Annotated in this window: 11 protein-coding genes; 7 read left to right on the top strand and 4 right to left on the bottom strand. The window is 74.7% G+C overall.

Annotation, left to right across the window (positions count from 1 at the left end):
- Positions 1 to 150 precede the first annotated feature (150 nt).
- The 7 genes from AB0B02_RS30240 (at position 151) to AB0B02_RS30210 (ending at position 9,367) form a co-directional block, all read left to right on the top strand.
- On the top strand, positions 151 to 1,284 hold the full coding sequence (locus AB0B02_RS30240; protein ID WP_357306165.1) for an N-acetylmuramoyl-L-alanine amidase: 1,134 nt from the start codon (positions 151 to 153) through the stop codon (positions 1,282 to 1,284).
- Positions 1,285 to 1,553: 269 nt separating this feature from the next.
- Positions 1,554 to 4,739, top strand: coding sequence for a penicillin acylase family protein (locus AB0B02_RS30235; RefSeq protein WP_281941464.1), 3,186 nt, complete (start codon positions 1,554 to 1,556; stop codon positions 4,737 to 4,739).
- 95 nt (positions 4,740 to 4,834) lie between these two features.
- Complete coding sequence (gene dinB / locus AB0B02_RS30230; protein WP_357306162.1) at positions 4,835 to 6,022, top strand: DNA polymerase IV; 1,188 nt, start codon at positions 4,835 to 4,837, stop codon at positions 6,020 to 6,022.
- Between the two features lie 101 nt (positions 6,023 to 6,123).
- Positions 6,124 to 7,053, top strand: a complete 930-nt coding sequence (locus AB0B02_RS30225) for a hypothetical protein (protein WP_357306159.1) — start codon at positions 6,124 to 6,126, stop codon at positions 7,051 to 7,053.
- Complete coding sequence (locus AB0B02_RS30220) at positions 7,053 to 7,505, top strand: ABA4-like family protein (RefSeq protein WP_281941471.1); 453 nt, start codon at positions 7,053 to 7,055, stop codon at positions 7,503 to 7,505. Before AB0B02_RS30225 ends, AB0B02_RS30220 begins: the two co-directional genes overlap by 1 nt.
- 9 nt (positions 7,506 to 7,514) lie before the next feature.
- Positions 7,515 to 8,744 (top strand): histidine kinase, encoded by a 1,230-nt coding sequence (locus AB0B02_RS30215; RefSeq protein WP_281941474.1) that lies wholly within the window; start codon positions 7,515 to 7,517, stop codon positions 8,742 to 8,744.
- Positions 8,741 to 9,367: a response regulator transcription factor gene (locus AB0B02_RS30210; protein WP_281941476.1), complete on the top strand. Its 627-nt coding sequence runs from the start codon at positions 8,741 to 8,743 to the stop codon at positions 9,365 to 9,367. Before AB0B02_RS30215 ends, AB0B02_RS30210 begins: the two co-directional genes overlap by 4 nt.
- Before the next feature lie 4 nt (positions 9,368 to 9,371).
- On the opposite strand, the gene AB0B02_RS30205 is transcribed toward AB0B02_RS30210, so the two are convergent.
- The 4 genes from AB0B02_RS30205 to AB0B02_RS30190 all read right to left on the bottom strand — a co-directional run bounded on the left by AB0B02_RS30205 (position 9,372) and on the right by AB0B02_RS30190 (position 12,588).
- Positions 9,372 to 10,085 carry an RraA family protein gene (locus tag AB0B02_RS30205; protein ID WP_357306154.1) on the bottom strand — a complete coding sequence of 238 codons (714 nt, stop codon included), beginning with the start codon at positions 10,083 to 10,085 and terminating at the stop codon, positions 9,372 to 9,374.
- Positions 10,086 to 10,168: 83 nt separating this feature from the next.
- Positions 10,169 to 10,795, bottom strand: coding sequence for a maleylpyruvate isomerase family mycothiol-dependent enzyme (locus AB0B02_RS30200; protein WP_281941481.1), 627 nt, complete (start codon positions 10,793 to 10,795; stop codon positions 10,169 to 10,171).
- A gap of 31 nt (positions 10,796 to 10,826) precedes the next feature.
- A complete protein-coding gene (locus AB0B02_RS30195; protein WP_357306149.1) occupies positions 10,827 to 11,579 on the bottom strand; it encodes a dienelactone hydrolase family protein in 753 nt (250 codons plus the stop codon).
- A gap of 79 nt (positions 11,580 to 11,658) precedes the next feature.
- Complete coding sequence (locus AB0B02_RS30190; RefSeq protein WP_281941485.1) at positions 11,659 to 12,588, bottom strand: diacylglycerol kinase family protein; 930 nt, start codon at positions 12,586 to 12,588, stop codon at positions 11,659 to 11,661.
- Positions 12,589 to 12,590 lie beyond the last annotated feature (2 nt).

The following is a 12,590-nucleotide window of genomic DNA, read 5'->3' as shown; positions in this document are numbered from 1 at the left end:
ATCGCCTACCTGTCCGGTAGGAGTCGGCCGACACGAGTGGCATTTGTCCTCTGGCGCGCCGCGCCGCCGTGGCAATATTCTCCATCTCGCGCGCTTAAGTTGTAGTTCCTTTACATCGCCCGGCGTCGGTCGGGTCATCGAGGAGATGCCATGCACTTCGACCACCCCGAGCTGGACCGCCGTACGCTGCTGCGGGCCGGCCTCGGCGCCGCCGCGGTCGCGGTCGTCGGGAGCGAACTCGCGTTCCCGGCCGCCGCGCAGGCCGCGCCGGGCGCGGACCTCGACTGGATCATCAGCTGTGACGAGTGGGCCGCCCGTCCGCCGGCCGACCCGCTGTCGGTCAGCGCGATCCCGACCAACAAGATCATCGTGCACCACATGGCGTTCCCGAACGTCACCGACTACTCCGAGGAACACGCCAAGCAGCTCGCCCGCGACTGCCAGGACCTGCACATGGACGGCAACGGCTGGTCGGACACCGGGCAGCACTTCACGGTGAGCCGGGGCGGTCACGTCCTGGAGGGACGCCACGGCAGCCTGGAGCGGTTGCAGGCCGGCGACCGGCAGATGATCGCCGCGCACTGCCCGGGTGAGAACGGCCGCGCGATCGGCATCGAGAACGAGGGCACCTACGTCACCGAGACGCCGCCGGAGGAGCTGCTCGACGGCCTGGTCCGGCTCTGCACCGCGATCTGCCGGCAGTACGGGCTGCACGCGCACGACATCTTCGGCCACTGGGACTTCCGCGCCACCCAGTGCCCGGGCGCGATGTTCTACCGGGAGTTCCCCCGGCTGCGCCGCGAGGTCTTCCGCAAGCTCGGCACCCGGTTGGGTGACGTGCCGGCGCGCCGCTGGCCGGACATCTGGCGCTTCGTCGGCGGCCCGGTCGTCCAGGTCGCGCAGCACCTGCTCACGTTCCGCGGCTACGCCGTGCCGGTCACCGGCGTGTTCGACGCCGCCACCGTGGCGGCGGTGCAGGACTGGCAGGCCCGCAACGGCATCGGCGTCGACGTGGACGCCACGCTCACGGCGCCGACCTGGGAGACGCTCGCCCCGGAGCTGGACCAGCACGACACCGGCGTTCCGGTGGTCGCGGCGCAGCTCATGCTCGCCTCCAAGGGCTACGCGGAGGTGCTCCCGACCGGCGAGTACGACCACGTGACCCGGACCGCGGTGAAGGACCTGCAACGCCTGCACGGACTGCCGCCCACCGGCAAGCTCAGCACCAGCACCTGGTGCGCGCTGGTGGGAGGTGTGGTGCGCCAGTCGTTCCACAAGGGCTGACGGTCGCACCGGCGGGGAGCACGGTGGGGGGCGGCAACGGCGCCGCCCCCCACCGTCGCGTCCGGACCCCGCGCCTGGAGCGAAACGTCGGCATTCGCGGCTGGTGAACAACGGGTATCCCGGACGGCGGTCCGCCGCCGATCATTGCCCGGAGATATATGTGAGTCATTCTCACCTCCGGGTGGATCGCCCGGGCGCGGAGGGCGAGACGTCGGCAACCGGCAGCCGGGCGTACCGAAGGCCCGACTCCGCGTCCCCGGAGGATCGCCATGCCCCGACCCCCACTCCGTGCCCGGCTCGCGGCGCTCACCGCCGCTGCCCTGACCGCGAGCGTGCTGACCGTCACCCCGCCGTCACCGGCGCTGGCGGCCACCACGTTCGCCGCCAACGACTACTGCCTCGGCCAGTGCGCCGACATCCTGCCCCCCGGGCAGAACGGCAACGCCACGCTCGTCGCCATCCTGGCCCACCAGACGCTCGGCACCCGCCCGGCGCACTCCAGCGACCAGCTCGACGAGTACGCCAACCTGGTCTACAACTACGCCGGGCTGACCGACGAGCAGATCGCCCAGTTCTACAACGACTCCTCGTTCGGCGTCCCCGCCGCGCAGGTCGAGAGCACCGTCTCGCCGCGCTCGGACGTCACCATCGTGCGGGACAAGGCCACCGGCGTCCCGCACGTCACCGGCACCACCCGCGGCGGCACCATGTTCGGCGCCGGCTACGCCGGGGCCCAGGACCGGCTCTGGGTGATGGACCTGCTGCGGCACGTCGGCCGCGGCAACGTCACCTCGTTCGCCGGCGGCGCCCCCGGCAACCGGGAGCTGGAGCAGAGCGTCTGGGCCAACTCGCCCTACACCGAGGCGGACCTCCAGGCCCAGGTGGACGCGCTGCGCACCAAGGGCACGCGGGGCCAACAGCTCTACACCGATGTCGTCGACTACATCGCCGGCATCAACGCCTACATCGACAAGTCGATCGCCGACGACAACTACCCCGGCGAGTACGTGCTGGCCGGCGCCGGCAAGCCGAAGCACTTCACCATGACCGACCTGATCGCCACCGCCGGCGTGATCGGCGGCCTGTTCGGCGGCGGGGGTGGCAGCGAGATCCAGTCCGCGCTGGTCCGGGTCGCCGCCCGGGCCAAGTACGGCGCCACCGAGGGCGACCGGGTGTGGGCGGCGTTCCGGTCGCAGAACGACCCGGAGACCGTGCTCACGCTGCACGACGGGCAGAGCTTCCCGTACGGGGCGACGCCGCCGGGCGCGACCAGCGCGGTGCTGCCCGACGCCGGTTCCGTGGTCGCCGAACCGCTCGCCTACGACGCCACCGGCGGGGCCGCCGCCCGCACCGGCGCCAGCACCGCCACCAAGGACCTGCTCGGCGGCCTGGCCAACCTGCGCGCGCACGGCATGTCCAACGCGGTCGTGGTCTCCGGCCGGCACACCACCACCGGCAACCCGGTCGCCGTGTTCGGGCCGCAGACCGGCTACTTCGCGCCGCAACTGCTGATGCTCCAGGAGTTGCAGGGCCCCGGGATCAGCGCGCGCGGCGCGGCGTTCGCCGGGCTCAACCTCTACGTGCTGCTCGGACGCGGCCAGGACTACGCGTGGAGCGCCACGTCCGCCTCGCAGGACCTCACCGACACGTACGCGGTGCCGCTGTGCACCACCGACGGCAGCGCGCCGACGCTGCGCACCAACCGCTACCTCTACCACGGGCAGTGCCTCGCGATGGAGGCGCTGGAGCAGCGCAACTCGTGGTCGCCGACGGTGGCCGACTCCACCCCGGCCGGCTCGTACACGCTGCGCGCGCTGCGCACGAAGTACGGGCTGGTCGCGTACCGGGGGCTGGTGAACGGGCAGCCGACCGCGTTCACCAAGCTGCGCTCCACCTACCGGCACGAGGCCGACTCGGCGATCGGCTTCCAGGCGTTCAACGACCCGTCGGCGATGGGCAGCGCGGCGGCGTTCCAGGCGTCCGCGGCCAGCGTCGGGTACGCGTTCAACTGGTTCTACGTCAACTCGACCGAGGCGGCGTACTACAACTCCGGCTCGAACCCGGTCCGGTCGTCGGTCACCGACCCGAACCTGCCGACGAAGGCCGAACCGGCGTACGAGTGGGCCGGCTGGAACCCGGACACCAACGACGCCAGCTACGCCCCGGCGTCGGCGCATCCGCAGTCGGTCAACCAGGACTACTACGTGAGCTGGAACAACAAGCAGGCGCGGGACTTCGGCGCGGCGGACGGCAACTTCAGCTTCGGCTCCGTACACCGGGGTCAGTTGCTGGACGGCCCGGTGCGCGCCGCGATCGCCCAGCGCAAGCTCGGCCGCGCCGACGTCGTCAAGATCATGGCGGACGCGGCGGTGACCGACCTGCGCGGCCAGCAGGTCCTCGGCGACCTGCTGCGGGTGCTGGACAGCGCGCCGGTCACCGACCCGGCGCTGGCCGACGCGGTCGGCAAGCTGCGGGCCTGGCAGCAGGCCGGCAGCAGGCGGGTGGAGACGTCGCCCGGCTCGAAGGTCTACCAGCACGCCGACGCCATCCGGATCTTCGACGCCTGGTGGCCGCTGCTGGCCTCGGCCGAGTTCCGGCCCGGCCTCGGGCCGGACCTGTACGCCACGCTGGTGGACGCCATCGAGGTCAACGAGGCGCCCTCCGGTGGCCAGAACGGCGGGCGCGACGGCGCGGCGAGCTGGGCGTTGCAGGGCCAGGCGCACAAGGGCTCGTCGTTCCAGTACGGCTGGTGGGGCTACGTCGACAAGGACGTGCGCACCGTGCTCGGCGACCCGGTGGCCGGCGGGCTGGGGCGCGCGTACTGCGGCAACGGCGACCTCGGCGCCTGCCGGACGGCGCTGCTCGGCGCGCTCGGCCAGGCCGCCGCGGTGCCCGCCACCACGGTCTACCCGGGTGACAAGTCCTGCGGCGCCGGCGACCAGTGGTGCGCCGACTCGATCGCCCAGTCCGGGCTCGGCGGCATCACCCACCCGCTGATCGCCTGGCAGAACCGGCCCACCTACCAGCAGGTCGTCTCGTTCCCGGCGCGCCGGGGCGACGACGTCACCAACCTGGCCCAGGGCCGCCCGGCCAGCGCGTCGAGCACCCAGTTCCTGACCAGCTACACGCCGGACAAGGCGGTCGACGGCAGCCTGGGCAGCCGGTGGGCCAGCAGCTACAACGACAACCAGTGGCTGCGCGTCGATCTCGGCGCGGCCCGCACCGTGAGCCGGGCGGTGCTGCGCTGGGAGTCCGCGTACGGCACGTCGTACCGGGTGGAGGTGTCCGGCGACGGCAACTCCTGGACGCCGGTGTTCGCCACCACCACCGGCAACGGCGGCGTCGACAACGTCACCTTCGCCCCGGTCAGTGCCCGCTACGTGCGGGTGTACGGCGTCAAGCGGGCCACCTCGTACGGCTTCTCGCTCTACGAGTTCGAGGTCTACGGGCGGTGACGACGGTGACCGGCCGGTGGGAACCTCCGCCGGCCGGTCACCATTTCCCCGCAGGTCAGCACCCATCCGTCGAACAGGTGTGCGAAGATGGTCGGGTGTCGGGCGAGGCCACCATCCTGCATGCCGACCTGGACGCGTTCTACGCCTCGGTCGAGCAACGCGACGACAGCCGGCTGCGCGGCCGGCCGGTGATCGTCGGTGGCGGCGTGGTGCTCGCGTGCAGCTACGAAGCGAAGGCGCGGGGCGTGCACAGCGCCATGGGCGGCCGGCAGGCGCGGCGGCTGTGCCCGGAGGCGATCGTGGTGCCACCCCGGATGGCCGCCTACACGGCCGCCAGCCGGGCCGTGTTCGAGATCTTCCGGCAGACCACCCCGCTGGTGGAGGGCATCAGCATCGACGAGGCGTTCCTCGACGTCGGCGGGCTGCGGCGGCTGGTCGGGCCACCCGCCGGCATCGCGGCCGAGCTGCGCGACCGGGTCCGCCGCCAGGTCGGCCTGCCGATCACGGTCGGCGTGGCCCGCACGAAGTTCCTGGCCAAGGTGGCCAGCGGGGTGGCCAAGCCGGACGGCCTGCTGGTCGTCGAGCCGGCGCGGGAGCTGGCCTTCCTGCACCCGTTGCCGGTCGAGCGGCTGTGGGGCGTCGGCCCGATCACCGCCGCGAAACTGCGCGAGCGCGGCATCCGTACGGTCGGGCAGGTGGCCCGGCTCGACGAGCCGACCCTGGTGTCGCTGCTCGGCGGCGGCGCCGGCCGGCACCTGCACGCCCTCGCCCACAACCGCGACCCGCGCGCGGTGCAGGTGGGCCGCCGCCGCTCCTCGATGGGCGCGCAGCACGCGCTGAGCCGCGAGCCGCACTCCCCCGCCGAGCTGGACGCGGTCCTGGCCGGCCTGGTCGACCGCGTGACCGGGCGGATGCGCGACGCCCGGCGCACCGGCCGCACGGTGACGCTGCGGTTGCGCTTCGCCGACTACACCCAGGCCACCCGCTCGCACACGCTGGACAAGCCGACCGCGCAGACCGCCCCGCTGCGGGCCACCGCCCGGGCGCTGCTGCGCGCCGCGTTGCCCCAGATCGAGCAGCGCGGCATCACCCTGCTGGGCGTCTCGGTGGCCAACCTCGACGCCGGGCACACCCAGCTCACCCTGCCGTTGACCGCCCAGCCGGGGCCGGCGCTGGACGCCGCCGTCGACGCCGTCCGGGACCGCTTCGGCGCACGGGCGCTGACCCGAGGGGTGCTGCTCGGCCGCGACCCGGGCGTGGAGATGCCCCGACTGCCCGACTGACCGCCTCCTCCCCCGGGAGGAGACCCGGCTCCCACCGGTGGCCGCGACCGCGACCCCCGGTCGGGCGCGACCACGGTCGCCGGCCGCGAGCATCTACAGACATGACTACCGTACGGAACCGGGCGGCCGGCTGGCCCCGCCCCCTGCTGCTCCTCGTGTCCATGATGGCGGCGCTGACCGTCGTCGCCGCGATCGGCCTCGTCACCGATGCCCGCGTGCTCACCGGCGCGCCGGTCTGGCTCAAGCCGCTGAAGTTCGCGGTCTCGCTCACGCTCTACGGCGGCACCCTGGCCTGGATGCTCTCCCTGCTGCCCCGACGCAGCCGGCTCGCCGAACGGGCGGTCACCGTGATCGTGGCCGCGGCGGTGCTGGAGATGGTCCTCATCGTCGTCCAGGTGCTGCGCGGCACCACCAGCCACTTCAACACCGGCACGCCGCTGGACGCGGTGCTCTACAACGTCATGGGCACGGCCATCACGGTGCTGTTCCTGGCCCAGGTCGTGCTCGCGGTCGTCCTGGCGCGCCGGCCCCTGCCGGACCGCGCGGGCGGGTACGCGATCCGGGCCGGGCTCGCGGTGTCGCTGCTCGGCATGCTTGTCGCGTTCCCGATGCTGACCCAGCACCCGGACGGCACGCCCGCCGGCATCACCGGGGCGCACAGCGTCGGCGTGCCGGACGGCGGCCCGGGGCTGCCGGTGGTCGGCTGGAGCACCACGGGCGGCGACCTGCGGGTCGGTCACTTCATCGGGCTGCACGCGTTGCAGGCGCTGCCGTTGCTGGCGATCCTGCTCGACCGGTTCCTCGGCGCCCGCCTGGACGAGCTGGTCCGAGCCCGGCTGGTGCTGGTCGGCGGGTTCGCCTACGCCGGGCTGACGCTGCTGGCCACCGTGCAGGCGCTGCGCGGACAGCCGCTGCTGCGGCCGGACGAGATCACGCTGACCGCGGCGGGGGTGCTGGTGGCCGCCACCGCGGCGGCCACCGGCCTGGTCCTGGCGCGCCGGTCCGACCACGCCACGGCGGTGCTGGTCTGATGGCCGCCATCCTGTTCGGGCTGACGTTCGCCCTCGCCGCGCCGTTCTGGGCGCTGATGATCGTGGCGCCCCGCTGGTCGTGGACCGCGCGGATCGTCGACTCGCCGTTGATCGTGGCACCGGTCCTGCTGATCTACGCGATCCTGGTGCTGCCGGCGCTCGGCACGGTGCTGCCGGTGGTGGCACTGCCCACCCTGGACGGCGTGCGGGACCTGCTCGGCACCGACAGCGGCGCGGCGGCGGCCTGGGCCCACATGATCGGCTTCGATCTGTTCGTCGGGCGGTGGATCTGGCGCGACGGCCGGGAGCGGGGCATCCCGGCGCTGCTCGCCGCGCCGGTGCTGGTGCTCACCATCCTGCTGGGCCCGCTCGGGCTGGCCGTCCACCTCGGACTGCGGGCCGGGTGGCGGCGGCGGACCGTGGTGGTGGCCCCGGCCGCGCCGGTTGCCTAGGCTCACGTCGTGGGCTGGGTAGGTCGACTGCTCGACGCAAGTGACACGCTCGCGCGGCGACTGCTGCTGAATCTCGCCGGCGTCGGCTACCTGGTCGTCGGCGTGCACGGCCGGCCCGGGCCGACGACGACGCAGTGGATCCTCGCGCTCGGCGCGTTCGTGCTGGCGCTGCTGTGTCATCGCCGGCCGCTGCTGAACCTGCTGCTCCAGTCGGCCCTGCTGGCGGTCGCGTTCCCGCTCGTCGACGACGTGATGATCAACCAGGTCGGGGCGAGCTGGGCGCTGTTGGAGCTGACCATGCGGGCCGCGCGGCCCCGCACGTTCTGGCTGGCCGCCGGGCTGCTGGCCGCCGTCGACCTGACCGGTCTGATCGGCGACCCGCTCCGGCAGGCGCTCGCCGGTCTGCTCGGCCTCGCCGTCACCGTCGGGCTGCCGCTGCTGATCGGCCTGGTCGTGCGGACCACCCGGGAACTCGGCCGGCAGGCCGAGGAACGGGCCGTGGCGGAGCAGCGCCGACGCGAGTCGGAGAGCCGGGCCGCGCGCGCCGACGAGCGGGCCGCGATCGCCCGGGAACTGCACGACGTGATCGCCCACCACGTCGCGTCGATGGTGCTGCGGGTCGGGGTGGCCCGGCACGTGCTGCCGGACCTCGACCCACGGGTCGGCGCGGTCTTCGACGACGTGCACCGCACCGGCACGGCCGCGCTGACCGACCTGCGCCGGCTGGTCGCGGTGCTGCGCGACCCGGACGGCGTCCGCGGTGACGCGGCGCTGACCGCGATCGATCCGGCGGCGTTGCCGGCGGCGCTCGGCGTGGCGGTGGACCGGGCCCGGCAGGCCGGGGTCACCGTGGAGGCCGACGTGGACCCGGCGATCGGCACCCTGGACGCGGTCCGCGGCCAGGCGGTGCTGCGACTGACCCAGGAGGCGTTGACGAACGTGGCGAAACACGCGGGCGCGACCGCCCGGGCCCGACTGACCGTGTCGGTGGTCGACGGGGCGGTGCACTGGGCGGTCTCCGACGACGGGCGCGGCGCGGCGCCGACCGTGGTGCCGGTCGGCGGCGGCCACGGGATCGTCGGGATGCGGGAGCGGGTCGAGGTGCTCGGCGGGCGGCTGGAGGCCGGGCCGACCGGCGACGGGTGGCGGGTGCGGACGGTGCTGCCGCCGGGCGGCGCCCCGGACCGGCCCGCCCGGGTGGCGCCGGGGTCGCGGCCGGCCGCGCCGGAGCCGGCATGATCCGCGTGCTGCTGGCCGACGACCAGCACCTGATCCGCGCCGGCCTGCGGATGCTCTGCGACGCGCAGCCCGACCTGGAGGTCGTCGGCGAGGTCGACAACGGCCGCGACGCGATCGCCGCCGCCGCCCGGCTGCGGCCGGACGTGGTGGTCATGGACCTGCGGATGCCCGGCGTCGACGGGATCACCGCGACCAGCCGGATCCTCGCCGACCGGCCCGCCACCCGGATCATGGTGCTCACCACGTTCGGCGACGACGACCACCTCTATCCCGCGTTGACCGCCGGCGCCTGCGGCTTCCTGCTCAAGGACGCGCCCCCGGCCGACCTGCTCGACGGCCTCCGCCGGGCCGCCGCCGGGGACAGCCCGTTCAGCCCCGAGGTGCTGCGCCGGCTGGTCCAGCGGGCGGTGCACGCCCGCGCCGGCACGCCCCGGCGGTCGGCCGGGCTGACCGCCCGTGAGCAGGACGTGCTCGACCTGGTCGCGGAGGGGCTGGCCAACACCGAGATCGCGGAGCGGCTGCACATCGGCGTGACCACGGTGAAGACCCACATCACCAGCCTGATGGCGAAGACCGGCAGCCCCAACCGGGTCCGCCTGGCGCTGTGGGCGCGCGGCGGCTGAGCGGTCACTCCTCGATCGCGCCGCCGACCGCCCGCAGGTGCGCCCGGAACGTCAGCGTCGGGTCCGCCGCACGGGCGGTCAGGTAGTCGTCGAACGCGAGCTGCGCCCGCAGCGACCGGCCGGCCCGGATCCGGTCGGCCTGCCGCCGCTCGGTGTCCCGGATGGACCCGGCCAGGTCGAACAGCTCCCCGGCCCGGTCGGCCGGCACGAAGAGCACACCGTCGTCGTCGGCCAGCACCAGATCACCGCCGTCGACGGTCCACGGCCCGACCCGCGCCGCGTCCAACGCGCCGGCCGGCCGTGGGTCCAGCTCCAGCGGCCCGCTCGCCGTGGCGCCGAGGCTGAACACCGGCAGCCCGACGACGGTGAGGTCCGCGGTGTCCCGGTGCGCGCCCCAGACCACGAGGCCGGCCAGGCCGGCGGCCCGCGCCTCCCACGCCACCAGGTCCCCGACGCAGGCCCGGTCGGTGCGACCGCCGTCGTCGACCACCAGCACGTCCCCCGGCTCGGCCCGGTCGATCGCCTCGAGGAAGACGTCGACGCTGCCGGCGTGCCGGGCCGGCCGGACCCGCCCGGCAAGGCGCCGCCCGGCCAGCACCGGGCGTACGGCGGCCGGGGCGCAGCGGACCGCGACGCCGGCCCGCAGACAGGCGTCAGCGACGTGGGCGGTGGTCAGCGCGGCGAAAGGCCCGGCCGGGGCGGGGTGGTCGACGTCCATGGGCCGACGCTAGCCAGCCGGGGACGGGGATGGCAGGTGCCAGTTGCGCGCCGGTGGCCTGTGCCCGCGCCGGCGGAGGCCGGTCAGGGGGCGGCGAGCCGCGCCACGCCGTCCCCGGTGAGGTCGGCCAGCGCCACCCGGCGGCCGGTCAGCGCGAGCAGCAGCGCGGCGCCGGTGCCCCGCACCACCGGCCCGTCCCCGGCCGACCAGCCCAGGTCGGTCGCCTCGACGCGCAGCCCGGCGACCCGCCGACGGTCGACGAACCCGACCGCCCGGCCACCGGTGAGGAAGTCCAGCGAGATGCGCAGCCGCTCCGGGTCCAGGTCGGCGGGGAGGCCGAGCGGCCGGCGGATGTCCTGCCCGTGCACCTGGAGGCCGGTGAGCTGGCCGGGCCAGCCGACCACCGGCAGGCGGAACCGGTGGTCGGCGTGCTCCCGCAGCGCGGCGGCCAGTTCGGCCGGCGGCCGCCGGGCCACCCGCCGGGCCAGCCGCGCGTTCGCCACGTGCGGCCGGAACCCGGCGCCGACCAGCAGCGGCAGCATGCGCCACGGCGTGGAGACCAGCGGTGACACCAGGTGACCGGCGACCTCCCGGACGGTCCACGCCTGGCAGAGGCTGGGCGTGTCCAACTGGGCCGGGGTGAGCGAGTCGATCAGGTCGGCCGTGCGGCGCCGCTCGGCGGCGATCATCGGCAACAGGTCGGTCTCCACCACCCCATTGTGGCCGCGCCGACCGGCCGGGTCAGCCCGGGAAAGTGCGGTCTAGCAGGTCGAACAGGGCCGCCCAGTGCCGCTCGGTGGCCTGCTCGTCGTACATCGGCGTGTCCGCCTGCGTGTAGCCGTGGCGGGCGCCCCGGTAGACCTCCGAGCGGTAGGTGACGCCGGCCGCGTCCAGCGCCTGCTCCAGCGTCGAGATCTGCTCGGCGGTCATCGACGCGTCCTGGTCGGCGTGACCGAAGTAGAGTTCGCCGGTCACCGCGCCGACGCCCCGGTGCGGGCTGTCGGGCGCGTCGCTGACCACGTGACCGGCGTGGAAGGCGGCCACCGCGGCGATCCGGTCCGGGTGGGCCTCGATGGCCCGCAACGCGTTCGTGCCGCCCATGCAGTAGCCGGTGATCGCCGCCGGGCCGGGTGCGACATCCGGCTGGGCGGCGAGGAAGTCGAGGTAGGCGGCAGTGTCCCGGGCCACCACGTCCGGCGTCAGCGCGGCCATCAGCGGGCCGAGCCGCGCGAACAGCTCGAGACGCCGGCTGTCGTCGGCCAGCGCGGACGTGTCGACCGGCGCGGCGGGGCCGGCGCGGTGGAACAGGTTGGGCACCAGCACCACGTATCCCCGGGCGGCGATGGTCGCGGCCATCTCGGCCAGCCGGGGCCGCAGCCCGAACGCGTCCATGAACAGCAGCACGCCCGGGAACGGGCCGCCGGAGTCCGGCCGGAGCAGGTAGGCGTCCGCCGTCCCGTCGGGGGTGGGCACGTCCACGATCGTCGGCTGCACGGTCCGAACCTCCTCGCTGCGGTTTCCGCGTCGCACGCTACTCCCGGCGTCGGTGGCCGGCACGTCGAGGCCGGGCCGGTCAGTGGTCCGGGCTGTCCGCGGGCGCCATCAGCCGCAGTGCGTTCGGGTCGAGGCCGATGCGCACCGGCGTCCGCCCGTACGGTTCGCCGTCGACCTCGATGCGGGCCGGCGGGTCGGTCTCCAGCCACAGCTGACGCACGGCCAGGAACGGCTCGTCGCGCAGCGTGCGACGCCGGCCGGCCGCCGCGTTGCGGGCCGTGTCGCGCAGCAGCCCGCGTCGGCTCGGCCCGCCGACCGGGTACGCGACCAGCAGCCGGTCGTCGGCGTTGGCGTCGGCGGTGATCGGCCGGCCGGCGTGGAAGCCGCCGTTGGCCACGTACACCTGGTGGGTGCGGAACGCGTGGTCCCGGCCCTCGGCGCGGACCGTCACGCGCAACGGGCGGTGCCGGGTCAGCAGCCCCAGCGCGGTCAGCGGATAGGCGAGCCGGCCCACGGCGCGCTTCAGCCGCGGCGGCGCGGTCAGCATGATGTCGGCCGACAGCCCGATCCCGACGTGGTTGGTGAACCGGGTGTCGCCGATCAGGCCGAGGTCGACGTCGATCACCTTGCCGCCGGTGAGCACGGCGATCGCCGCGTCGAGGTCGAGCGGGACGCCGACGGTGCGGGCGAAGTTGTTGGTGGTGCCAAGCGGCAGCAGGCCCAGGGCGACGTCCCGGTGGGCGAGCAGCCGGGCCGCCGCGCCGACCGTGCCGTCGCCGCCGCCGGTGACCAGCAGGTCCGGGCCGAGGTCGGCGGCCTCGGCGAGCACCCGGTCCAGCTCGCCCGGCCGGTCCACCGGATACGCCCCGAGCAGCGTGAACCCGGCCGCGCGCAGGCGCGCGTGGACGGTGTCGTAGAGCCGGCGGCCCCGGCGGGAATGGGCGTTGACCACCAGCGCCGCCCGCCGTCGTTCCCGGATCGCCGTCGACAGCTCCTGTTTGGTCCGCACGG

The sequence above is a fragment of the Micromonospora sp. NPDC049240 genome (assembly GCF_040647835.1).
Lineage (GTDB): Bacteria > Actinomycetota > Actinomycetes > Mycobacteriales > Micromonosporaceae > Micromonospora.
This window is presented reverse-complemented; position numbering and strand designations above follow the sequence as displayed.